Source organism: Gordonia sp. 135 (genome assembly GCF_009720185.1).
Lineage (GTDB): Bacteria > Actinomycetota > Actinomycetes > Mycobacteriales > Mycobacteriaceae > Gordonia > Gordonia alkanivorans.
Genome location: NZ_CP046257.1, coordinates 3,939,982 through 3,966,455 on the forward strand (window position 1 = coordinate 3,939,982; position 26,474 = coordinate 3,966,455).

Consider the following 26,474-nt stretch of genomic DNA (forward strand, 5'->3'; position numbering starts at 1 on the left):
GCGACACGTAGACGTCGACTTCGTCGCCGGCCGTCGCCAGTTCGGCCTGGAACAGCAGACCCTTTTGCAACGGTGAGAGCGACCAGAGCTTCGCACCCGGGTGTTCAGCCGCCAACCGGTCGATATCGGTCTGCGAGAGATTCGCGGCGGGAATGTCGGACGGCGAGTAACCCACATCCCCCGACGACGCGACCGCGTCGGCAATCGCCGAGAGCGCCTCGAGGAAATACCTGTCCAGCTTCTGCATCTCGTCGTCGGACACTGCCGACGGCGAATGGCTCCACGCGACCTCGAGCTCACGTCCGTCTGCCGTGCTCACGGTCGAGATGTTCGCGTTGAGGTTGCCCGGTACGACCATTCCGCCGTTGACCGTGCCGGGCAGCAGGTACCGCTCCGCGGCTGGGAGGAATGCGACATCCGAGGACACGTCCGTGGCGTCCGCAGACGATTCGGCCACGTTCCCCAGATAGTTGAGGGTGACCTCGGGCATCGGGCGGTCGGCGACCGGTGAACCCTGAGTGAGGTAGCGGTGCACGCCGAAACCGATGCCGTTGTCGGGCAACGCGTTCAGCGCTTCTTTCACACCCTTGACCAGACCGACGACCGAAGCGTCGGACGTCGACGCAGTCACCGGGAAGGTCACCGGCGCGATTCCGGTGAACCACCCGACTGTGCGGGTGAGATCTGCGCCCGGGGCGACGTGCTCCTCGCGTCCGTGCCCCTCGACGAGCACGGTCAGGTTGGTCAACGGCGTTCCGGGCGTGCGCTCGGCCCGGAAACGGGCGAGTGCACTACCAAGTGCCGCCAGCAACGCGTCGTTGACGCGGGTGCGGAACGCCACCGGCACGTCGACGAGGACCGGCTCGGCGATGCGGGCCGGTATACGCGAGACCACATCTCGCAGAGCGCGGTCGCGGTCACGGTCGCGGTCGATCGGCGCCAGTACGGGGGTGTCGGTGTCCGGCAACATGCGGTCCCAGAGCGCGGCCTCGTCGGCGCGGGCGGTGGCGAGATCAGCGATCGCCGCAGCCCAACGGCGCATGGATGTGCCCTCGGCGGGCAACGAGATCTCCTCCCCGCGGGCGCGCTGCGCCCCCGCGTTGACCAGGTCGGCGACAACGGTCTGCCAGGAGACCGCGTCGACCACGAGATGATGGATGGTGACGACCATCCGGCCGTTCCCACCGTCGGCCGGCCGCAGGACGACACAGCGGACCATCGCACCGCTCTCGGGGTCCAGGCGCAGCATGGTGTCACGGTGCGCCGCGTGGACCGCGGCTTCGAATTCGGTCGTGCCCGGCACCGCGTCGACGATCTGCTCCTCGACAGCGGCCTTCGCATCGAATGCCTCGCCGGCCAAGAGATGCGGTACGCCGGACTCGGAGTGGACCAACCTGGCCGACAGCATCGGGTGAGCGGCGATCAGCGCGGTGAGGACGTCGACGATGTCGGAATGCGGGATGCCCGCCGGTATCCCGACGACCATCGCCTGGGCGAAAGCGGCGTAGTCCGTCGGCGCGTCGGCGCGTTCCAGCATCCAGCGTGCGACCGGCAGAAGCGGCACGGCACCGGTCCCGCCGCCGGGCAACTCGGCGAGCGTCTGCCCTGCCCCGCTCATGGCGACAGCAGCGAGGGCGCGAACGGTCTTGTGCTCGAAGATGTCCCGTGGACGGACCGCGAATCCCGCGGCGCGCAACAACGCGGCGAGCTGGATCGACATGATCGAATCGCCACCGAGCGCGAAGAACGACTCCGTCACCCCTACGGTCGGGCGTCCCAGCAGACCGGCCATCACCTCGGCGATCAGCTGCTCGGTCGGGTTCTCGGGGGCGACCTCTTCTGCGCTGTCGAAACGGGCTTCCGGCAATGCTTTTCGGTCGATTTTGCCCGCCGATGTCAGGGGCATCTCGTCTACGACGTTCCACGACGCCGGTCGCATGAACTCGGGTAGGGTTTCCTCCGCAGCTGCCTGGACGACGGCCACATCGACCGATTCGCTGGGGCCGGCAGCGAGGAAGGCTGCGAGGAACTCTCCGCCACCCGGCGCGGACGCGACGGTGACCGCCGCGTGCACGACCCCCGGCGCCGCGGCCAGCACCGCCTCGATCTCGCCGAGTTCGATCCGCTGTCCGCGCAGTTTCACCTGGAAGTCACTGCGTCCGACATACTCCAGGCGGCCGTCCCTGTTCCAGCGGACGAGGTCGCCCGAGCGGTACAGACGCGCGCCTGGCTCTCCTAGCGGATCGGCGACGAACCGTTCCGACGTCAGCGAGGGACGCGACGCATAACCACGGGCAACCAGGGCGCCGCCTAGGTAGAGCTCGCCGACGATGCCCGGCGGGACGGGCCGCAGGCGCGCGTCGCGCACGTGTGCGCGTGTGTTCCACACCGGCCGTCCGATGGTCACGTGCGAGTGTCGTTCGACGTGGTCAACGGTCGAGTAGATGGTCGTCTCGGTGGGACCGTACTGGTTGTGTAGGCTCACTCCTGGCAACGCCTCGTGGAAGCGTCGCGCCAGAGCCTCTGGCAGGGCTTCGCCACCGGTGTGCACCAGCCGCAGACGCGTGAGCTGCGTGAGCTGCTCGCGGTCGACGACCTCGAGGAAGACCGACAACAGCGACGGCACCAAGATCGCGGAGGTCACCCGTCGCGCCCGCATGACCTCGGCAAGGTACTGCGGGTCCCGGTGTCCGCCCGGGGCGGTCACGACCAGGGTGCCCCCGGCGAGCAGCGGCCGGAAGAACTCGAGCACCGACGGGTCGAAGGTGTACTCCAGCACCTGGAGGACGACGTCGTCGGCGGTGAAGCCGTAGCGCCACTGGTCGTAGGCGAGGTGGGTCGACAGCGATCGATGGCTGACCGTCACGCCCTTCGGACGGCCCGTCGAACCCGACGTGAAGATCGTGTACGCGGCGCGGTCGGCTTCGCGCGAGGACACTGGGAGGTCAGCACTCGCGATCAGGGGTGCGTCAGAGTCGATCTCGGCGCCGGCGTCGATCTCGATCACAGTGATGCCCTCTAGTGCGCTCAACGCCGCGGGCAGCTCCCCCGCGAGCGTCAGCACGAGGCCTGCCCCCGAGGTGGACAAGATGTACTCGATACGCTCCGACGGTGCCGCCGGGTCGACGGGAACGTACTGTCCCGCTGCGGCATTGACGGCATGGATACCGATCACCATCTCGATGGAGCGCGGCAAGCACAGCGCCACTGCGACATCCGCGCCAACTCCATGGCCGAGGAGTGTCCGAGCCAGTATTGACACCCGGGCCGCGAACTCGGCGTAGTCGAGCACCCGATCGTCGAGAACGACGGCCGGCGCCGTGGGCGTCAGCCGGCTCAGCTCCGAGACCCGGTCCCACATCGCCGCGGTGTCGATCTCGGCGATGTCACCGCGTGCCGTGATCTCGTTGTCGTCATCGGCCGGCACTGCCACCGACACGTCGCCGACCGGAAGGGCCGGATCGGCGGTCACGGTGTCGAGCACTGTGATCAACCGGTCGATGAAGACCCGGATCCCGGTCTCCTCGAAGAGGTCGGTGGCGTACGTGATCGAACCCGCCCAGTTCTGTTCGGACGCGCGGATCTCCAGCGCGAGGTCGAGCTGCGCAGGATGATCGCCGGTCTCAGCCGGCTCGACCGACAGTCCCGGGATGGAAGCGGTCGACGGTGTGTCGTCGACGAAATTGAGCATTACCTGCGCGAGCGGTGCGAACGCCTCCGAACGCGCGGGGTTCAGTTTCTCGACGAGGTATTCGAACGGGACGTCGGCGTTCGCGTACGCGTCGAGGTCCACTCCGCGGGTGTCGGCGAGCAAGTCGTCGAAGCTCCGTGCCGGGTCGACCGCGGTTCGCAGCACCAGGGTGTTGACGAACATACCGATGGTCTCGTCGATCTCAGACCTTCCGCGACCGGCAACCGGCGTGGCGATGGCGATGTCGTCGACGGCTGCCAAGCGCGACAGCACTACCGACATCGCGGCATGCACCACCATGAACGGCGTGGCCCCCGCCCGGCGCGCAAGAGGCGTGACGCGCTTGACAACCTCGGCAGGGAACTCGAACGCGATGGTGTGGCCGCGCATCGATGCCACGACGGGGCGCGGATGGTCGGTCGGAATGCGGAGCAAGTCCGGCAGGTCTGCGAGTTGCCGAAGCCAGTAGCCGAGCTGCCGTCCCAGAATCGATGATTCGTCGTCGACATCGCCGAGGACGTCGCGTTGCCAGACGGCGAAGTCGGCGAACTGGATCGCCAGCGGGGGCAGCTGCGGGGTCTCACCGCGGCGCCGCGCGTCGTACGCGACCACGAGATCGCGGACCAACGGGCGCACCGACTCGTTGTCGCCGGCGATATGATGGACGACCACGACGAGCACGTGCCGATCTCCGGCCTCACGTAACAGGCGGACGCGTACCGGCCACTCACGCGTGACATCGAAACCGACGCCGGCGGCCTCGACGAGCTCATCGGATGACGTCGACTCCGCCCAGTCCAACCGGTAGTCGACCAGCTCGGCGGACTCGATCGACTGGACGGGTTCACCGTCGATGCTCGGGAACACAGTGCGAAGGATCTCGTGGCGCGCAACGACATCCAGGAAAGCTGCGCGCAGGGCGTCGGTGTCGAGGTCACCGGTCAAACGCAACCCGGCCACGATGTTGTACGCACCCGAAGACGCATCGAACTGATTGATGAACCACATCCGCCGCTGCGCAAACGACAACGGCAACCGCTGCGGACGCGCACCCGCCACGATCGGCGGAAGCGCCTGCACCGAACCGACATCCACCCGCACCGCCAGCTCACGCACCGACGGCGCATCGAACACCATCCGCACCGTCACCTCGGCATCGAGCGCATCGGCCACCCGCGCCGCCAGCCGTGTCGCCGACAACGAGTTCCCACCGATATCGAAAAACGACTCCACCACACTGACCTGCTCGACCCCGAGCACATCGGCGAACACATCCGCGATCACCCGCTCCAGATCGGACTCCGGCCCCACATACTCCGCCGAGGTGAACTCCGGCTCCGGCAACGACTTCCGATCCAACTTGCCCGCACTGTTGAGCGGCACATCCTCCAGCACCACCCACGCGGTGGGACGCATGTACTCCGGCAACCCGACCGCAACCGACGCCTTGATCGCCTCGAGGTCCAACCGCTCCCCCGGACCACCCGCAACATAACCGACCAGATGCTCACCACCAGCAGCACTGACCACCGTCGCCGCCGCATGCACCACACCCGGCGCACCCGCCAACACCGCCTCGATCTCACCGAGCTCGACCCGCTGACCCCGCAACTTCACCTGGAAATCGGTACGCCCCAGATACTCCAAGTCCCCACCAGCATTACGCCGCACCAAGTCACCGGTCCGATACAACCGCTCACCCGGCCCACCGAACGGATCAGCCACAAACCTCTCAGCAGTCAGATCCGGACGCGCCGCATACCCACGCGCCAACTGCACACCACCGACATACAACTCACCGACCACACCATCAGGCACCAACCGCAAACGCGAATCCAACACAAACGACGTCGAATTCCACACCGGCCGACCGATCGGCACATTCAACACACCATCAGCCCGACCCACACGCTGATACGTGATCTCCACCGCCGCCTCGGTCGGACCATACAAGTTGTACAACTCCGCCGACGGAACCGCCGCCAACGCCTGCCCCGCCACCGCAGGCGGCAACGCCTCACCCGAAATGCCGACGTGGCGAAGGCTGGTCAAGCCCTCGAGGCGACGTGGTCCCGCGAGATCGAGGAAGACCGACAGCATCGACGGCACGAAATGCACCATCGTCGCCCGAGTCTCCCGGATCGTCTCCGCGACATAGACCGGATCCAGATGACCATCAGCCCTGAGCACCACCACCGTCGCACCCACCATGAACGGCGCGAACAACTCCGGCACCGACACATCAAAGGTGTACGGCGTCTTGAGCACCACCACATCCGACTCATCGATCGGCAACTGATGCAGACCCCACCACAACCGGTTCACCACCGCCGCATGCGGCAACGTCACACCCTTGGGCCGACCCGTCGAACCCGACGTGAAAATCGTGTACACCGCCGAGGACACCGACAACACACCACGACGCTCCGCAGCAGTCACCGGACACGTATCACCCACCACCGGACCCGACGCATCCACCACAAACGTCCGCGCACCACAATCAGCCACCGCCGCCGGAACCGGCCCAGGACCGACCAACACCAACTCAGCACCCGCGGTCTCCACCATGTACCGCACACGCTCAACCGGAGCACCGGTATCGATCGGCACATACTGCCCACCCGCCGACACCACCGCATGAATCGCCACAACCATGTCCACCGACCGCGGAACACACACACCCACAGCCACATCCGGACCCACACCGGCATCGATCAACGCACGCGCCAACACCGCCACACGATCAGACAACTCGCCGTACGACACCGACCGGCCCTCGAACACCAGAGCCACCGCATCCCGATCACGAGCCACACCCGCCGCCAACACATCAGCAACCGTCTCCGGCACCAACTCCCGCGACTCACCCGTCGACACAGAGACCAGATCGGCGCGAGCGGTGTCCGACAGCAGGCTGACGGAACCGACGGTGAGCGACGGATCCGTCGTCAGATCGTCGAGGAGTGCGACGAACGTGCCGGCGATCGCCTCGATCGAAGGACCGTCGAAAAGGTCAGTCGCGTAGACGATCTGACCGCGCCATGAACCGTCCTGCGTCGCGGTGCCCACGCTGAAGGTGAGATCGACCTTCGCCGAGTCGGTACCGGGATTGACGGTCTCGAGGGTCAGGCCGGGCAACTCGGCGACGAGCCCGACGCCGGGCTCCCCCGTCAGTCCGAAGTCGTGCTGATCGAACGACAGCATGACCTGACTCAGCGGGGCGAACGCTTCCGAACGCACCGGGTCGAGCCGCTCGACGAGGTACTCGAAAGGGACATCCGCATGCGCCAGCGCATCGAGGTCGGTGGCGCGGACCTGGTCCAGAACGGCCTCGAATCCGTCGTCCTCGCTCAACCGGGTACGCAACACCAGCGTGTTGACGAACATGCCGACGAGTTCGTCGAGCACCTGCCGGCCGCGGCCGGCGATCGGCGTCGCGATGGCGATGTCGCCGGAACCGGTGAGCCTGGACAGCAGCACGGCGAGGACCGCATGGGTCAACATGAATTCGGTGACGCCGTACGCACGGGCGAGATCGGCGATGCGCGAAGCGGTGTGGGCGGGAACCGTGAAGTCGATGGCTTCGCCGCGAAGCGACGCCACCGGAGGCCTCGGCCGGTCCGTCGGCAACTCGATGACATCGGGTAGGTCAGCGAGCTGCTGCTCCCAATACGCCAGTTGCGAACCCAGCACCGAAGTGGGGTCGTCGACGTCGCCGAAGACCCGGCGCTGCCACAGCGCGAAGTCTGCGAATTGAACCGGCAGAGGCGGCAACTCGGGAGCACCGCCGTCCCGGCGGGCCTGGTAGGCGACGACCATGTCCCGTACCAACGGGCCGATCGACTCACCGTCGCCGGCAATGTGATGGATGACTGCCAGGAGCAGGTGCGTGTCCTCGGATTCGCGCAGCAGGCGTACCCGGATCGGCAGATCTACGGTGACGTCGAAGCCCGTCATCGCCGCCTTCAACAAGTCGGCCTCGCCGTCGACGACCCCGAAGTCGAGTCCCTGAAGGGCGTCGGCAACCGACTGCACGGACTGGTACGGGACGCCCTCCACTGCGGGGAAGACGGTGCGCAGCACCTCATGCCGCGCCAGGACGTCGCCGATCGCCCCCCGGAGGGCCTCTACGTCGAGATTGCCGCGGAGTCGCAGAGCCGCGGGGAGATTGTATGCGGGAGAAGCGGTGTCGAGACGGTTGATGAACCAGACGCGCTGCTGTGCGAACGACAGGGGGACCCGGTCGGGCCGCGGCCCCGCGACGATCGGTTCGAGAGTTCCGCTCCCGGGACGGATCCGGGCCACCAGATCGCGCACTGTCGGCGCCTCGAAGACCATGCGCACCGACACCTCGGCATCCATGGCCTCGCCGACGCGCGCGGCGAGGCGAGTTGCCGACAACGAGTTGCCGCCGAGGTCGAAGAAGGACCCGGCGACGCTGATCTCCTCGGCACCCAGCACGTCGGCGAATGCAGCCGCGACCAGCCGTTCGGCTTCATCAGCGGGCGGCACGAACTCGGCCGTCGAGCGGAATTCCGGTTGCGGCAGCGCTTTTCGATCAGCCTTGCCGGTCGGGTTGAGCGGGATCGAGTCGAGGACGACGAGCGCCTCGGGCACCATGTACGGCGGCAGCGACCGCGACACGGCGGCGAGCGCATCGTCGGGTGACACCGAACGACCGGGTTCGGCGGTCACATACGCGGCCAGCCGGGTACCTGCCGGGGTCGGTATGCCGACGACGACGGCCGACGCGACCTCCGGCAGCTCACGAAGCGCAGCCTCGATGTCACCGAGTTCGATTCGCAGACCACGGATCTTGACCTGGAAGTCGGAACGACCGACGTATTCGAGGGTCATCGACGAGGTCCATCGCACGAGGTCGCCTGTGCGGTACATGCGCTCACCTGTGGCACCGAACGGGTTCGCGACGAACCTCTCGGCGGTCCGGGCGGGCTGGTGCGCGTATCCGCGGGCCAACGGCGGACCCGCGAGGTAGAGCTCGCCGACCACTCCGATGGGGACAGGCCGCAACGACTCGTCGAGCACAAGGGTCGTGATGCCCTGGACAGGCGCACCGATCGTGACCGGCGCACCGGGCCGTAGCGGTCCGGTGCCGGTCGCGATGATCGTGGTCTCGGACGGGCCGTACAGGTTGAACATCGTCCGGCCGCCGGAGTCCGGTCCCAGTGTGCGCCGGGCGATCTCGGATTCCGGCAACGCCTCGCCGGCGGTCATCAGGACGGGGAGCGCCTGCGCCGGGAGTTCCGGGAGGGTGGCCAGGACGCTGGGCACGATCACGGCGTGGGTGACCCCATGGGCGACGATCATGTCCGCGAGTTCGGGCCCGCCGTAGATGTCGGGGGGCGACAGGACGAGAGTTGCCGCATTTCCGTAGGCGAGTAGATACTCAAAGACGGAGGCGTCGAAACTCGGCGAGCTCACCGACAGCATGCGGGACCCGGCGGCGAGGCCGTAGTCCCGTGCTGCCAGATCGGCGACGTTCGCCAGGGCGCGGTGGGTGACCACCACTCCCTTGGGACGACCGGTGGAACCGGACGTGAAGATCAGATAGGCGGCGGAATCCGCGGTGAGGACACCTGTTTCGGGAAGTGCGCTGCCGGTCTCCCCTTGCAGGGCTCGCAGGAGCGTGTCCAGGTCGTCGTCCAGCACCGTCCAGTTCGGCCCCGCCGGCATCGCGGCGTGGTGTGAACGTCCGACTACGCCGATCGTCGAACCGGAGTCCTCCACGATCGCGGCGATCCGCTCGGCGGGATACCCGGGATCGACCGGACAGTAGACCGCACCGGTCTTGGCGATCGCCCACAGGACGATCTGCCCCGCCAGGCCCCGGGGAAGCGCGCTGATGACCGGCCGCTCAGGTCCGGCGCCCGCGGCGATCAGCCTGTGCGCCAACGCCGTCGATGCCGTGTCCAGTTCGCCATAGGTGAGCTGCGCCGAACCCATGACCGCAGCGGGGCGGTCGCGGTGCACGGCGGCTGCGCGGAAGATCTCCGACAGGTTCACCGGCGGAGCGGCGTCGGGCCCGGCGACCACCATCGCGTCGCGGCCGGCCGCCTCCATGATGTCGAAGTCACGGACCGGCCGGTCGGGTGAGTCGACGGCCTGACGCGCCACATGCTCGAAATGGTCGACGAATCGGGCGATCGTCGACGGCTCGAACAGGTCGACCGCGAAATCGATCGTGCCCGAGAGGTAATCACCGCCGGCCTGCTCCCCTGCCAGCCCTTCGACAAAGGTGATGTTGAGATCGTAGTCGGTCAGCGCGCGCGTCTGGTCGACGAATTCCGCTGCCACTCCGGGCAATTCGAACTGGGTCGCGGTCGCGTCCTGCAAGGCCAGAGCCACCTGGAACAGCGGTGCGTGCGATTCGGATCGCGGCACCTGCAAGGCATCGACGACCAGCTCGAACGGCACATCGGCGTTCGACATCGCAGCCAGATCGCGGTCGCGGACGACTCGCAGGAGTTCGTCGAACCGCGTGTCGGATTCGAACTCCGTACGCAGCACCAGAGTGTTGACGAACATGCCGATCAGATTGTCGAGCGCACGCTCTCCACGACCGGCGTACGGAGTCCCGACGCTGATGTCGTGGCTGCCCGTGATCCGGTTCAGGACCACGAGCCACAACGCATGGAGCACCATGAACAGCGAGACGCCATGGCGATGCGCGAGCTCCTCGAGCTCGGCTGCCATTCCCGCTCCGATGGTGAACGCGTGGCGCGCGGAACGCTTGGTCTGCACACGCGGACGAACGTGGTCGAGCGGAAGGTCGATGATCTCGGGCGCGCCGGCGAGGGCGTCTCGCCAGAATGCCAGCTGTGCGCCCGCGACGGTGTCGGTCGAGGCCGGATCACCGAGCACGTCCCGTTGCCAGAGCGCATAGTCGACGTACTGGACCGGGAGCTTGTCGAAGTCGGGTGCCGAGCCACCGTGCCGTGCACGGTAGGCCACCATCACGTCACGTGCGAGCGGCACGATCGAGGCGCCGTCCGCGATGACGTGGTGAACGACGAAGACCAGGACGTACTCGGTGCGCGACAGCTGCAGCAACCGCACCCGCAGCGGCGGTGCCGCGTGCAGGTCGAAGGGGGCACGCACCAGCGCGTCGACGGTCTCGTCGATCGCGTGCGCAGCCACCGGCACCGGCGGGTCGACCACGACATCCGGTGGGGTGTCCTCGACTTCGCAGACCAACTGCTGCGGGACACCGTCGACGGACGGGAACCGGGTGCGCAGCGCCTCGTGCCGACGGATGACGTCGTCGATGGCCGCCGCCAGGTGCCGGGACTCGAGCACACCGGAGAACCGCATGACGAGCGGGATGTTGTAGACCCCGCTTTCCGGCTCGAGCTCGGCCAGGAACCAGAGCCGTTGCTGCGCATAAGAAAGCGGAATATCCCCGGGACGGTCGATCACCGTCAGCTCCGGGATCTCGACGTGGGCGCGGTCGCGGACCCGCTCACCGAGGGTCCGCACCGACGGGCACTCGAAGATGTCCCGGACGCCGACCCGCAGTTCGAGGACCTCGGTTGCGCGAGCGGCGATCTGCGCCGCGACCAGTGAGTTGCCGCCCAGGTTGAAGGCCGACTCGGTGACGCTGATCGACTCGACGCCGAGCAGCTCGGCGAACACCTCGGCCAGCCGTCGCTCGAGTTCGTCGGCCGGCTCGACGAACTCGACCGTGGCCTTGTCGAGCGCGGGCATGGGCAGCGCCGCCCGGTCGAGCTTGCCGTTGACGTTGAGCGGCAGTTGTTCCAGGACCATGATGACGTCGGGCACCATGTAGTCGGGAACCAGCTCGGCAACCGCGGAACGGACTGCGGCCGTGTCGAGTTCGGCGCCATCCGCACCGGCACCGGTCACGTAACCGACGAGATAGTCGAGCTTGTTCTCCCGCTGGCGGACGGCGGCGGCCGCGGCGTTGACGCCCGGCGCGGCCATCAGCGCCGCCTCCACCTCACCGAGTTCGATACGGAAACCACGGAGCTTGACCTGCGCGTCGCTGCGGCCGAGATACTCCAGTCCGTCCCCGCGCACGATGGCGACGTCACCGGTTCGGTACATGCGGTCGCCGGTGCCGAACGGATTCGCCACGAACCGCGCGGCATTGAGCTCCGAACGTCCCAGATAACCCCGAGTCACCTGTGGGCCGGTGAGGTAGAGCTCGCCGGGGACGCCCTCGGGAACGGGTGCCAGGCGTCGGTCGAGGACATGCGCGGTCAGCCCCGGAAGCGCACCGCCGATATCCGATGCCGCTGTGCGAGAGACGAATTCGGGAGTACAGTCGCGTCGCGTAGCGTAAACAGTAACCTCGGTGGGCCCGTACATGTTGTTCAGCTCGGGACCGGTCCCGCCGTCGATCTCCTGACGGTCCTCGTACCAGCGTCTAACCTGTTCGAAGTCGAGGGCCTCGCCCATCAGCACGAGGTAGCGGAGCGAGCCGGCGAGGCGGCCGAGAGCCGGCGGGCGCAACGCTGCGGCCAGCTGGTAGAACGCCGACGGCGTCATGTTGACAAAGGTGATCCGCTCGCGATTGACGACGTCGATGAAATCGCCGGGCGATCGCGTGGTGAAGAAGTCGAGGACCACCAGACGACCGCCGAACATCAGCGACACCCAGATCTCGGCGACCGAGACATCGAACGCGTACGACTGGAACATCGCCCAGACATCGCGATCGGACAACTCGTACATCTGCTCCATCGCGGACATCAGATGGATCACGCCCTCGTGGTGCACGACCACGCCCTTGGGCTTACCTGTCGACCCCGACGTGTACATCACATAAGCGGGATGGCGCGGGTCGATCCGAGCCGGGATACGCTCGTGCCCCTCGGCGGTGGAGATCTCCTCCACCGTGCACAAATCGACGTCGAACTCCGAACGCCAGTCGTTCGCGGTGTCTGCGTCGGTGATGATCCGAACCGGTTCGGCATCGGTGACCACCGATTGCAGCCGCTCCATCGGATGCGATCGATCCAGGGGAAGGTATGCCGCACCTGACTTGACGACGCCCAGAAGTGCGACGATCAGTTCGGCGTCACGGCTGAGCGCGACGCCGACGAGCTTCTCGGGACCGGCACCGGCCGCCACCAGGCCCGCCGCCACGCGGTTGGAGCGTTCGTCCAGTTCCCGGTAGGTCAGGGACACGCCCTCCAAATCGGTGACCGCGACGCGATCGCCGAAACGGTGCACGGACGACCGGAAAACCCCGGGCAGGCTCGCCCAGTCGTCGGTTCCGAGCACGGCTGACGCCGAATCCCGGATGGTCGAGATCGCTCGCTGCGTCGCAGTCGCCATCTCGGCGGGTGAACTCCCGGGTGCCACCACCAGACCGGTTACCGCGGCCGCGACGGCGGCCTCCGAATCGAGCCCCTGCGCCGCCAGGATGCCGGCGGTCATCGACGCCTGGGCGTGCAGTTGACCGAAAGCAACCGGACCCGCCGCACCTTCGAATGCGGTGGCGTCCGGATCGAGGGCGGCCGCGGAAGCCACCAGGTTCAGTGTCGCCGGGCTGGATCCCCATGGACGAGAAATTTCTGATCCTCCTGATTCAGCGGCGGTCACTGCGTAGTGGTCTGTTGTGGTCGGCCCGCACTCACGATTCGCTCGGCGTTGTCACGTAGTTGCGCGAGGACGGTGTCGAGCGCTGCCGGCCCCTGGGCCGCCAGGCCGGGCACACTGCTCATCAACGCCATCGTCAGCGCCGCATCTTCATCGGAACCGGGGATCACGCCCATCATCGCGGTCGCCGCCGACGACAACTGCCCGAACTGGATCTGCGAGCCGTTGTTCTCGATCGCTTCGGCAGTGGGCTCGAGCTGTGCCGCCGACGCCACCAGCGCCGGAAGACTCAGGTCGACACGGCTGTCTTCGGCGGAGTCGACGAGCTCGGAAAGGGTGTGGATCACGATGTCTCCGACTATACAGTCGACGTCCGCGGCCACCGCCTCGAGAACCTGCACGAATCGTTGTGCCAGCTTGTCCACCGTCGCAGCGTCGAACAAGTCAGTCGCGTAGTGGATTTGGCCTCGCATGGGGCCGTCGGCATCTCCCCAGGCGGGCGACCCTGCCGGGTACACGGTGAGCTGGAGATCGACCTTCGCGCTGACGAGTTCCTCGGGAATGTGCGACACCCGCAGGCCCTCGAGTTCGATGGTGGGGAACTCCAGATTCTGGAATGCGAACATGACCTGGTAGATCGGATTGTAGGCTGTCGGGGGCGCCGGCAGCACCGCCGATGCGATCGTCTCGAAGGACACGTCTGCGTTCGCCATGTCGGCCAGATCCTGACGGCGAACCCGTTCCAGCAGGCCGGCAAAGGTCTCGTCGGGCTCCACCCGCGTGCGTAGCGCCAGCGTGTTGACGAACATGCCCACGACATCGTCGAGTGCCCGATCGTCTCGTCCGGCATAGGGCGTGCCGATGACGACCTCGTCCTGTCCGGAGAGCCGCGTGAGAAGGGCTGCGAAGGCTGCGTGCGCGACCATGAACAGGGTGCTGTTGTTCTCCCGTGCCAGTTTCTCGAGCGAACGCACGAGTTCGGGCTCGACCTCGAACTCGACGAGACCACCCTCATACGATGGCGTCTTCGGCCGCGGGCGGTCTGTCGCCAGGGTGATCACTTCCGGCGCACCGGCGAGCCGGCCCGTCCAGTAGTCGAGCTGGGACTGCGCCTCGGTACGCCCGTCGGTGTTGACCCGGCCGAGCTTCTCCAGTTGCCACAACGTGAAGTCGGCATACTGCACCTCCAACGGCGACCACTGGGGCGCGCGACGGTGACGACGCGCCGTGTACGCCGCCATCAGATCACGGGCCATCGGTGCCATCGAGGAACCGTCACCACAGATGTGGTGGACGACCGCGACGAGCACGTGGTCGGTCGGCGAGACCTCGAGCACTGCAACCCGAACCGGCGGCTGGCTCGTCACGTCGAAGCCTTCGCCGGTCACGGCTGCGATGGCCGCCTCGACAGATCCCTCGACCCGGATCGTCCGGAAGTCCATCTGACCCACCACCGACTCCGGTGGGATGATCACCTGCGCCGGTTCACCCGAGATCATCGGGTAGGTGGTGCGAAGGGACTCATGCCGCGTCAGGACGTCGATGACCGCCAGCCGCATCGCCTCGTGGTCGAACTCACCCTCGGCACGCAGGGCCAGCGCCACGTTGTACGCGGCGGACTCGGGTGCGGCCTGGTTCAGCAGCCACATGCCGCGCTGGATCGTCGACACCGGAACGAGCTCGGCCCGGCTGCGCGGGCGCAGAGGCGGCGGTGCCTCGCCCGCCTCGGGGGTCGAGAGGTGCTCGGCGAGCTCCGCGACCGTGGCGGCTTCGAAGAGTTCCCGGACGGAGATGGTGCGGTCGAGCACCTCCCCGAGACGGGTGGTGACCTTCACCGCCGACAACGACGTGCCGCCCAGACCGAAGAAGTCGTCGGTCGCACCGACCCGGTCCCCGCCGGTCACCTCGGCGAACACCCCGGCGATCACCGACTCCATCTGGGTCCGCGGGGCGACGTACTCGGCTGTCGAGCTCAGGTCGACAGGCGGGAGTGCCTTGCGGTTGATCTTGCCCACCGGGGTCAGTTCGAACTCGTCGACAAGCACCACGGTGTGCGGGACCATGTGACGCGGCAGGCGCTCGGCAGCGAACTCCAGCAGCGCATCCGGACCCACCCAGGACCCGGGCGTCGTGGTCGCGTAGGTGACCAGCAGGGTCTCCCCGCCCGGTCCCGGCATGCCCACGCTGAGGCAGGTGACCACGTCCGGATGGTCCTCGAGCACGGCGTCCACCTCGCCGGGTTCGATGCGCAGACCACGGATCTTGATCTGGAAATCGTTGCGTCCGTGGTAGACGATGCGTCCGTCGGGACGTCGGGTCACCCGGTCGCCGGTTCGGTACATCCGTCCCGAACCGAACGGGTTGGCCACAAAACGCGTTGCGGTCAACGGCGTCTGGTGAAGATAGCCGAGCGCCACCTGATCGCCGGTGAGATAGAGCTCGCCTGCGACCCCATCCGGGGCGGGGCGCAGTGCGGAGTCCAGGACCAGGGCTCCGACGCCGGTCCACGCCCGGCCGATGGTCACGTGGTCGTCGAGGGACATCGGGCCGTCCACTGTCGCGATGACCGTCGCCTCCGTGGGCCCGTACGCGTTGAAGAATCGTCGGCCCGCCCAGCGACGGACCAGTTCCACGCTGCACGCTTCACCGGCGGCCATGATCGTCTGCAGCGTCGGGACGTCGGCCGGGTTGATCGTCGTCAGCACAGACGGGGTCATCATCGAATGGGTGACACCACCGTCGTTGATCACCTTCGTCAGTGCCGCACCCGCATAGTCGTCTGCTCCCGCCACGACGAGTTCGGCGCCGGCGCACATCGCCAACAGCAGTTCGAGGATCGAGACGTCGAAACTCGGTGCGGCGACGTGGAGGACTTTGCTCTGCGAATCGACTCCGAAACGCTTCAACGCGCTGACCGCGAGGTTCGCCACCTGGCGATTGCTCACCGCCGTCGCTTTCGGGCGGCCGGTGGATCCGGACGTGAACACGAGGTACGCGAGATGGTCGAGACCCGCAGGTACCGGCATCTCCGAATCCGAGATGGGTGCACCGCTGTGCCCGGCGACCTGCATCTCGGTGCCCGGACCGTCGAGCTCGAGCCATTGCATACCGGTGCGCTGTGTCGGTGCGTGCCCGGCCTTGGCGAGGCCGATTCGCGCACCAGCGGTCTCGAGGAGCATTTCGCGACGATCCGCCGGATAGGTCGGGTCGACGAGCACGAAGGCCGCACCCGACTTGATGACCGCAACCGTCGCGACTATCGACAACACCGATCGGCGCATCTCGACTGCCACGACGTCGCCCGGACGTGCGCCCAGCCTGATGAGCTCACGCGCGATCTGGTTGGTCCGTGCCTCGAAGACCTCCCGGGTGACGGTCGTGTCCCCCGACAGGGCAACCACCGACCGGCCCGGTTCCCGGGCCGCATCCCCCAGGACGTCACGGAAGGTGCGCGGGCGAGCCGGCGCCTCCACCGCCGTCACCTCGGCGGCCCGACGCGCGTCCAGCAGATCGATGCGACCGACCGGTGATGTCGGATTCGACACCATCGCGTTCAGGACGCGCTCGAACTCCGCGGCGACCTCGGCGATCGTCGAGCGATCGAAGAGATCAGTCGCATAACCGAACTCCGCGACGATGCGCGACCCGTCGGGACGATCGACCTGGGTGAAAGCGATGTGGAGGTCGTACTTCGCGGCAGGCACCCGGGCGTCGAGCAATCGGGCGCCGAAGCCGCCCTCGACCGCGCCGAGGCGGTCGTGGTTCCAGGTCATCATCACCTGGAAGAGCGGCGAATGGTTCAGGGCGCGCTCGGGTGCGACGGCTTCGACGACCTGCTCGAAGGGAACGTGAGCGTGTGCGAGGGCGCGGGCACTGACCTGACGGCTCTTCGCAACGATCTCGTCTGCGGAGTCGTACGCACGGACTTGGCTCCGCAGTACCACCGTGTTGACGAACATGCCGACCAGGTCGATGACGGCAGGATCGTCCCGGCCGGCCACTGCCGTCCCGACGGTCACGTCCTGGCCGCCCCACAGCCTTGAGAGAAGCACCGACAGCGCGCCATGGAGCACGTGGAACGGGGTGGACCGGTTGCGGGCCGCTAGCTGCGCGATGGCCGAGACCGTATCGGTGCCGATCTCGCGGTCCAGGTACGCACCTTCCCCGGTTGGAACCGCGGGGCGCGGGCGGTCGGTCGGGAGGTCCACCATGTCGTCCAGTCCGGCGAGCTCGGTGGTCCAGAACTCCAGTTCGTCATGGGCCACCGAGCCCTGCTGAGCACGATCGCCGAGGACGTCTCGTTGCCACAGGGTGTAGTCGACGTATTGGAGCGGCAGCGGCTGCCATTCCGGCTCCGTACCGCGCCTCACCGCGTCGTAGGCGTGCATCAGGTCACGGACCAGCGGGGTCAGCGACAGGCCGTCGCCGCACACATGGTGCAGGACGATCACCACGGTGTGACCTGATGGCGACTCGATCACGGCACACCGGACGGGAACTTCACGAACCAGGTCGAAACCGGTGGCCGACACCTCGGCGATGACGGTGTCGATCTCATCGTCGGCGACCCGGCGGACCTGATCGATGATGTCGCCGACGACGTCGGCGACATCCAGGATCTCCTGCGTCGGCTCACCGTGCACGGCGGGATACCGGGTACGCAGCGGCTCGTGTCGCGCGACGACGGCTTCGAAGGCCGCGCGCAGTGCCTCGGCATCATGACCTGGCCCGAGTGCGACGGCGCCCGCCATGTTGTAGGTCGCGGCCTCGGGATCCATCCGGTTGATGAACCACAGCCGGGTCTGCGCCGGTGACAGCGGCAGGACCGCCGGACGTTCTTTGACGCGGGCGGCTGCCGAGGGCAGCCGTACGGAACCGGCGCGGTCGATACGACGGGCGAGGTCGGCGAAATCCTCGCTCTCGAACAGTTCGCTGAGCGGCAGCGACGTGTGGAAATTGTCGCGGATGCGCGCCGCCAGGCGGGCCGCGTCGAGCGAGTCCCCGCCGGCCGAGAACAGGTTGTCCCGCATCCCGACGCGCGGAACCTGCAGGACGTCGGTGACCAGTGCCGCGAGTTCGGTCTCGGTCTCGGTCTCGGGGGCGACGTATTCGGCGGTCGCGGCGAGGACCGGCGCCGGCAACGCCCGGCGATCCAGCTTGCCGTTCGCCGTCAACGGCAGGGCGTCCACCATCATCACGACGTCTGGGACCATGTATTGCGGGACGCGGTTGCGGACGCCTTCTCGCACGGCAGGCGCGTCGAGCGCCGAACCCTCTTCGACACTGACATATCCGACGAGCTTGGCACCGCCGCTCTCGTTGCCGTCGACGACGACCGCCGCGGCCGCGGTGACTCCATCGACCCCGCGCAGTGCCGTCTCCACCTCCCCGAGTTCGATCCGGAACCCGCGAAGCTGAACCTGATCGTCGGCGCGACCGAGGTATTCGACATCGTCATTGATGCGACGCCCGAGGTCACCGGTGCGATACAGCCTCGTTCCCGAGCCATCGGGATTCGCGACGAACCGGGTGGCGGTCAGACCGGGCCGACCCCGATAGCCGTGAGCCAGCTGCTCACCGGCGACGTAGATCTCACCCACCGCATGCTGCGGCACCGGACGCAGTCGGCGGTCGAGGACCTTCAGCGCCAAGGACGACAGCGGTCGCCCGATCATGCTGCCGCTGTATCCGCGCACCAGTTCTGGATCCAGCGGCCGGAACGTGACGTGCACCGTCGTCTCGGTGATGCCGTACATGTTCACCAGCGCGATGTCGTCACCGAAGCTGTCATACCAGCGGGCGACCTCGTCAAACCGCAGTTCCTCACCGCCGAAGACGATGTACCGCAGGGAAAGATGTGCCGGCGCCCGGCGCCGGGCGTCGGTGAGCACGTAGAACGCGGACGGGGTCAGCGACGCAACGGTGACCCGCTCGCGGTCCAACAGCGCCAAGAACTCCTCGGGAGCCCGTGCCACGTCGCGCGGCACGATCACCGTCCGGCCACCGCTCAGCAGCGGACCGAACATCTCCCACACGGAAAAGTCGAATGCGTACGAATGGAATACGGTCCAGACGTCCTCCGGCGAGAAGTCGAAGTCCTCGTTCGCGGCGTCCAGCAGAGTGAGGACGTTACGGTGCGACACCGCGACACCTTTGGGACGCCCCGTGGAGCCCGAGGTGTAGATCACATAGGCACCACTGCCGGAGTGGACTCCCGCCGACGGCGATGCGCCGGGCCCGGATTCGGTCAACTGCTCCAGCGTGACCGCGGGCGCATCGCCGAGCCACGCGCCGTCCTGACCATCTGTGATCACGCAAACCGGTGCGGCGTCACCGACGATGTAACTCAACCGGTCCTCGGGATTGGTCGTGTCGAGCGGCAGGTAGGCCGCACCGCTCTTGAGGACGGCCATGATCGCCACGACCAGACCCGCGTCGCGCGCGGTCGCGACACCCACCAGCGCACCCGGCCCCGCGCCACGGGCGACGAGGCCGTGGGCCACGACATCGGAACGGGCGTCGAGCTCGCCATAGGTGAGGGTGACGCCGGAAGAATCGGTCACCGCACCCCGATCGGGATGAAGTCGCGCGATCTCGCCGAACACCTCGATGATCGTCCGGTCGGCGTTGGCGGTCGGGCTGACGGGGCGGGGAAGCGTCTCGAGCAGACGACGATCGGAATCGGTCAGGATGGCGATGTCGTCCACCGGACGATCCGTGGCCTCGGGCCGCAGGAATTCGCCGAGGAAATTGACGAAGCGGGAATGGAGCGCATCCAACTCGTCCTGGGTGTATAGGCCGGGGTTGCCGTGCAGGTCTATCACCAGCGGCGCACCGGGGCTGCTCTGGTACAGATTCAGCAGCATGTCCTCGAGAATCCCCGAGCTCAGGATGTGATAACCGGTGGTCGCACCGGCGATCGCAATCGGCTTGTCGAAGAACATCATGTTCACGACGGGGCCGAACGACGCCGACGCCGAGTCCAGCTGGCCCGCGTCCCGACGGATGTCCTCGATGCGGTACCGCTGATGACGAAGTGCGCCGGTCAGTTCGATCTGTACCTTCTCGATCAACGACCGTACGGAGCCCTCGGTGACATCGGCGGTCCGGACCGGCAGAAGGTTGGCGACCATGCCGCCTCCGCGTTTGACCTTCGCACTGGCGCGGCCGGTCACCGGGAGGGTCAGTACCACATCGTCCTTCCCGGTCATCCGGGCCAGGAACGCGCTGAACGCCGCTGTGAGGACGACCGCGGCCGACGTGTTGAGTTCGGAGGTGCGGACCTCGAGACGGCGTTGCTCGTCGGCCGGAAGCGTGGTCGATGAGACCAGGTTGACGGGGGTCAGCGGAGCTGTGGCGCCGCGAGTCGAGAGGGTGACGCGCTCGGGCAGGTCGGCCGTCCGGGCCCGCCAGTGCTCACCGTCGGTCTGGCGACGTGAGGACGCGCGATATTTCTCGTCGTCAGCGACGATCTCCGCGATGGTTGCGGGCGGTTTCTCGTCGAACTCGCGGCCTTCGATCTTCGCGTTGTAGATCTCGACCGTCTGGCGGATGAGTGTCAGCGCCCCGTAACCGTCGATCACTATGTGGTGACCGCGGGTGTACCACAATGTGCGCTCGTCCGATACACGGATCAGGCACGTGACGACGAGTGGATCGGTGGCGAGATCGAGGGGACGCTGGTAATCGTCGTGCATCCAACGGCGGGCCGCTTCGAACGGGTCCGATTCGTGGCGCACGTCCACATACGTCATCTCATGGCCCCAGTTGTCCAGGTCCACTATCTGGTAGGGCTCGCCGTCCTCCTCGAGGATTCGCAGGTAGGGCGACTGATTGGCGATCGATGCCTCTTCGAGCGAGTCTCGCAGCAGCTTCTGGTCGAAGCCTCCGGGTGCGTGCCTGACGTCGAGGTACTGCGCGATGTTGACCGAATAGCCGGAGGAGAGCCGCTCGGCGAACCACATTCCGCGCTGCGCCGCGGTCAGCGGCACCTTCGACGGCTGTGTCGGACCTCCCGCCGGGTTCATATCGTGCACGTGGTGCGCCTCATCTCTCGACATTTCATGGTCACTTGTGACCAATTCGGACACACGAACTCCTGATTATGAGCCATACGGAACCAAATTGGTAACACGCGATGTCACTCAGTCGCCCCTTCGTATAGTCCAGTTCGTAACTCAACCACGGCCTCGCCGTCGATTCGCAACTATCAACCGTGATCATCCGATTTTCCGCGGTCAACACTCCCATGCACTCGAACGCCACGTGGTTTGTTCGGATTCCTGCTTCCCTGCGTTACATCACCGGGTGACATTCGACCGATGGACGCGCCGGTTGGAGCCGACGTCATCCGGCATGTGACGAATGCCCTGGCGGCAACCGTTGAAACAATCAACTACGAACCTCCACGTTATCCCGTAGCCGACCACCTCAACGTTCCGGTGCCCGTGCCCCTCTCGACCTCTGGCACTACTCCCGCCACGACACGCAGGTGATCGCGTGCTGCCTGACGACTGCGTATGTTGAGAGGCGACCCGGCGGATTCCGCGGGGAGCCGGAAAAAGGAGATACATGTCCGACGTGTCACAGGGGCGACACGAGTCATCCAACCGCACCCGCCCGGTTGACTCGTGGCGTGGTGATCCCCGGCCCCAGCCGGCCGATACCGCTCCAGGGAACGGTGCCGACTCACGCGAACCCGGCGCTACGTCTCCATCGCGTCCGCGGGCAGGGCGTCACGCACGCCAAGACCACGAGCCGTCTCCATGGTTCGACGCTCGACCGACGAGCGAACGGGCGCCTCGCGGCGGGTTCGGCGTCCGGGTAGAGGCGAACGACGGGCAGCAGCCCTCCCTCGCCCCCGAATCATCTCTCCCGACCGCAGGTCATTCATCTGTCGTACCCGGGACCCTCCACACCGACAGCGCGGTTTCCGGCCAGGGCTGGTCCGGGGATCCTGTCGTCACCCCGGCACCGGCGTCGGTGTGGTCCGGCGATCCGCCGGACCACAACCTGTCCACCGCGCCCCAGCAGGCCCCACCAGCCCCTGCGTCGTCGCGGCCAGAGGCCCGTACGGTCGCCGTTGACGACCCTTCACCCGAGAACCGGGAGACGCAGGACCGGCACGCGAAACCGCCGGCAGATTCCGTGATCGCGATCGGTGTCGACGGCCTCCACAAGAAGTTCAAGGACATGGTCGCGGTCGAGAGCGTGAGTTTCTCGGTCCCCAGAGGTTCCATCGTCGCGCTACTCGGACCCAACGGAGCGGGGAAGACGACGACGGTGAACATGCTGTGCACTCTTCTGGCGCCGGACGGCGGATCCGCCACAGTTGCGGGTCACGACGTGGTCAAGGACGCACCAGCCGTGCGCCGGTCGATCATGCTGACGGGACAGTTCGCCGCCCTGGACGAATCGCTGACCGGCCAGGAGAACCTGGTCCTGTTCGGCAGGCTACTGGGATTGAAGAAAAGCCAGGCACGGGCTCGCGCCGATGAACTACTCGACCAGTTCGGCCTCTCTGCTGCGGCCGGGCGACGCGTCCGCGAATACTCCGGCGGAATGCGTCGCCGCATCGACATCGCATGCGGCCTCGTGACAATGCCGCAGGTCGTGTTCCTGGACGAACCGACGACGGGGCTCGATCCCCGAAGCCGGCAGGAAGTGTGGAGTCTCGTCAACGGGCTTCGAGACCGTGGGGTCACCACTCTGTTGACCACGCAGTACCTCGAGGAGGCAGATGCCCTGAGCGACCGGATCGTGGTCATCGATCGCGGCCGGGTGATCGCTGAGGGTACATCGGACGAGCTCAAGGAGCAGACCGGCGCTTCGTACTGCCAGGTCACGCCCCAGCACGTTCACGACCTGCCCCGACTCCACGAAATACTCGCCGATCTCATCGGTCCGACACGCACGCCGGCCGCACGCTTGCCGATCATCGACAGCGACGACACCGGCGGCTTCTCCGCGCTCCACGACGACTCGGGAGGCGAGTTGTCGGTGGCGGTGCCGGCACCCCACGGCGCGGAAACGCTCGTCGAGATTGTCCGACGGACGACCGCAGAGGGAATCGAGCTCTCCGACATCGCGCTGCGACGCCCGTCCCTTGACGAGGTGTTCCTGTCGCTAACCGACCCCGCACGAGACAGCACGGCGACGTGACGATTCAGATCGACGCGATTCCTGAGCGAATCAGCGCATTTGGCCAGTGGTGGGCTTTGACGGTTCGCGGCCTGGCCGGAATGACCCGTACCGGCGAAGTATTGTTTGCGCTCATATCACCTGTTTTCTTGGCGGTGTGTTTTTACCTACCGCTCCGCTCGATCATGAACGCAACCCCGGGAATGGATTACGCGCAGTTCCTCATGCCGATCATCACATTGCAGGCAGTGGGGTTTATGGCGTCGTCTGCGGCGATGCGGTCTGCTTTCGATGGGGCCAAGGGGATCAGCACCCGCTTCCGGACGATGCCGATGCCCCTGATTGTTCCGGTATTAGCACGCTTGAGCGTCAACGCTGTGTTGCTCGCAATTTCACTGGTCTGCGCAACATTGGCGAGCCTGGTCATCGGGTGGCGCGCGGAAGGCGGAGTGTCCGGGACTCTCGGACTCTTCGCCATCGCGGCGGCCGTCGGCCTCCTCGTCGCGGTTCTCGCCGACGCCATCGGCCTTCTCGCGGGAAGTCCGGAAGCCACGAGTCAGGCGCTGTCCCTACCGATCTTGATACTCGGGATGCTGTCGACAGGTTTCGTTCCCGAGAACCAGTTCCCGGACTGGATCGGGCCCTTCGTCCGCAATCAACCGATATCGCAATTCGCGACAGCCATGCGGGCATTGAACGAAGGAACCGCAACGCGTGAGATCCTGATGCCTTCGCTGTGGTGGTGCGTCGGACTGGCGGTTCTGGCGGTCGTGCTCATGTCTCTCGGAGTTCGGAAGATCGCTCGATGACGACTCACACGATGAATCCACCGATTCCCGCCGGCGGCGCCGAGCCGTCGGAGATGGCCGGCGAACGGTCACCGCGCGCATTGCTCGACCAGGCTCTGGTCCTCACCGGACGCCAGTTGGCCGTCCTCGTCCGGGACCGCGCCACGGTCCTTCAGATTTTGCTCATGCCGGCGCTGACCATGCTCATGTTCAAGGTGGTCCTCGGCGATGCCGTCGGAAAGGCGACGGGCCAGGACAGCGTTTACGGCACGGTTCCCCTCGTCATCCTGGTGAGCGCGATGTTCGGGTCCTTGGCGAGCGCCGTCAGGTTGAACAAGGAGCGAGGGACAGGACTTCTCGGCAGGCTCTACGTCCTTCCGATCCATCGGGCCGCCGACCTCACGTCCAGGGTGCTCTGCGAGGTGGTCCGCATCGTGGTGACAACCGTCCTCCTGCTGTTGGCGGGAATGCTGATCGGGTTCCGGTTCACGCAAGGCCCGTTTGCGGCGATCGGGATAATCGGTGTCGCGTTGATGTTCGGGATCGCCTACTCGACATTCGTCCTGTCGGTCGCGGTCAACGTTCGGCCCAGCGTGACACTTGTACCCATGCTGTCCCTTCTGTCGAGCGTGCTGATGTTCTTCAACTCGGGGTTCAGTCCGGTGGAGGCCTATCCGACCTGGCTCCAGCCGATTGTCGAGAATCAGCCGATGACGCCTGCGATCGAGGTCATGCGTGCTCTCGCATCCGGGGGACCGATCACGGAGAACATGCTCAAGGTGATCGCGTGGGCGCTGACTATCACGGTGGTGTGCGCGGTTCCTGCTCTACGCGGTTACCGACAGGCGGCGACCTCACGATAGTACGGCCTCACGCTGGTGCGGCCTCGTCGCGCTAAGACATCCGTCCGGTCTGCTGGTGACGGCGCCCGGGCACCGGAGTCCTCTTCGAGGGGTCGCCTGGCTCGAGTACCTTCCCGGGAAATCAGATCCCAGTGGGAGCCGACCCATCGACGCGGCCCGCACGACCGGGAGCCGACTCGATCGCGTCCTGCTGTCCAGGCGAGTACGGAAATGCCGCCAAGAGCTCGTCCTGCAGCACCCGCAGGTTGGGAACCCCTGTGTATTCGTCCTTCAGCTGTTGTATCGCGTCAGCGTCTTCCACAATCGCAGCATTGTGCTGCACGGCATTGCCATCAAATGCAGAATAGTAATCTTCGAATTTGTAACGTCCGCCGCCGAGTGGTTTTTTCAAAGCAACCCACGCATTCGGCACGCCGAACGCGTCGGCGACGACGAGGCCGTGAAGACTGGTTGCGAAAACGAATTCACACTTTGTGATATCTACGATCACATCTCGCGGATCTCTCAAAGGGTCGATAGTCGCCACTCGTCCAGCTTGGGCCAGCGCGCGAAGAATCCGGTCGTTTCTGTGTTCATGGTTGTAGACGAAGCCGACCCGCCCCGGAACGACCGGCGCCGGCTGGTAGACCCTGCTGACGAGCAAGCCCGGGTCGCCGAGGGCCACTCGCCGGTCGGCGCGGACCCGGTCCAGAGTCAGCTTCCCTCGTACGGCATAGAAGTCGAAGTCCGGGAAGTCGTACTTACGCTTACGTTTGGGCTCCTGTATGAACCCACTACCCCACACTTTCAATCCACGGGGGGCCCCAGCCGCCTGCACCATCTCGAGGATCGAACCAGCCCCGATGAACTCGCTCCGTTTAGGATGGGCCCACGTGCAGGAAATCTCCGATATCTCTGGAACGAGTCGCGCGGTCAGCTCATCACCGAAGTTCGGGCGGTCGTGAGCGAATCCGACTCGGCGCCACCAAAATGTCTTGACACCGTCTCGCCGATCGTTCAATTTATCCGCCAGCAGGCGCCGAGCGTAAGGGATCATGACCTAACGTTAACGGAGGAAAATAGCGCGCCGAAATGCACTGGAGACCTGCATCCGTCTATGTGATATCGTTCCAGTCTCTTTTCATTACGTGGTACACAACGCGAATCATGCTCGGTACGAGTTACCGCGGGTTTCGGCCGATCCGCGAACGCCCCCGCCCGAACCATACGAACCCGAAGCGGTCGATATTGTGTGACAAGCCTCACTTCCATTCCGCGGTAGGGTATGGGCGGGTCGCCGAAGTTCGCGACGCGGTGCTCTACAAGAAGCCGCACACCATCACGGCCCCCGACTACACGTGGCGGACGACCGACAAGTGGATCAACTTCCCGTGGTCCGTCCAGGGCCCGATCGTGGGAGGGTGAGTC

6 protein-coding genes and 1 pseudogene (1 of these 7 running past the window's edge) are annotated in these 26,474 nt (G+C 66.3%); 4 read left to right on the forward strand and 3 right to left on the reverse strand.

All coding sequences use genetic code 11. The features are described 5' to 3' along the window. Window positions 1-13,279, reverse strand: partial view of a non-ribosomal peptide synthase/polyketide synthase gene (locus GKZ92_RS17905; protein WP_155225490.1) — the beginning only. 21,212 nt of this gene lie to the left of the window's left edge; 13,279 of the gene's 34,491 nt are visible here — the first part of the coding sequence; the start codon lies at window positions 13,277-13,279; its stop codon lies beyond the left edge, outside the window. Further along, window positions 13,276-21,303 (reverse strand): amino acid adenylation domain-containing protein, encoded by an 8,028-nt coding sequence (locus tag GKZ92_RS17910; RefSeq protein ID WP_139319583.1) that lies wholly within the window; start codon window positions 21,301-21,303, stop codon window positions 13,276-13,278. The genes GKZ92_RS17905 and GKZ92_RS17910 overlap by 4 nt, the downstream gene beginning before the upstream one ends. A 985-nt stretch (window positions 21,304-22,288) precedes the next feature. Between GKZ92_RS17910 and GKZ92_RS23965 the strand changes: the two genes are divergently transcribed. From GKZ92_RS23965 to GKZ92_RS17925, 3 genes are read left to right on the forward strand one after another with little or no spacing between them, the layout of a single operon-like run. Next, window positions 22,289-23,437 (forward strand): ATP-binding cassette domain-containing protein, encoded by a 1,149-nt coding sequence (locus tag GKZ92_RS23965; protein ID WP_407043650.1) that lies wholly within the window; start codon window positions 22,289-22,291, stop codon window positions 23,435-23,437. Next, a complete protein-coding gene (locus tag GKZ92_RS17920; RefSeq protein WP_075864020.1) occupies window positions 23,434-24,225 on the forward strand; it encodes an ABC transporter permease in 792 nt (263 codons plus the stop codon). The genes GKZ92_RS23965 and GKZ92_RS17920 overlap by 4 nt, the downstream gene beginning before the upstream one ends. Then, window positions 24,222-25,067 (forward strand): ABC transporter permease, encoded by an 846-nt coding sequence (locus GKZ92_RS17925; RefSeq protein ID WP_187346539.1) that lies wholly within the window; start codon window positions 24,222-24,224, stop codon window positions 25,065-25,067. Before GKZ92_RS17920 ends, GKZ92_RS17925 begins: the two co-directional genes overlap by 4 nt. A 121-nt stretch (window positions 25,068-25,188) precedes the next feature. Here the strand turns inward: GKZ92_RS17925 and GKZ92_RS17930 are convergent, their stop codons facing one another. Beyond that, on the reverse strand, window positions 25,189-26,103 hold the full coding sequence (locus tag GKZ92_RS17930) for a polysaccharide pyruvyl transferase family protein (protein ID WP_155225491.1): 915 nt from the start codon (window positions 26,101-26,103) through the stop codon (window positions 25,189-25,191). A gap of 230 nt (window positions 26,104-26,333) precedes the next feature. Between GKZ92_RS17930 and GKZ92_RS23785 the strand changes: the two are divergent. Continuing rightward, window positions 26,334-26,471 (forward strand): annotated as a pseudogene (locus GKZ92_RS23785) (phosphoribosyltransferase); the annotation flags it as partial. Between the last annotated feature and the right edge of the window lie 3 nt (window positions 26,472-26,474).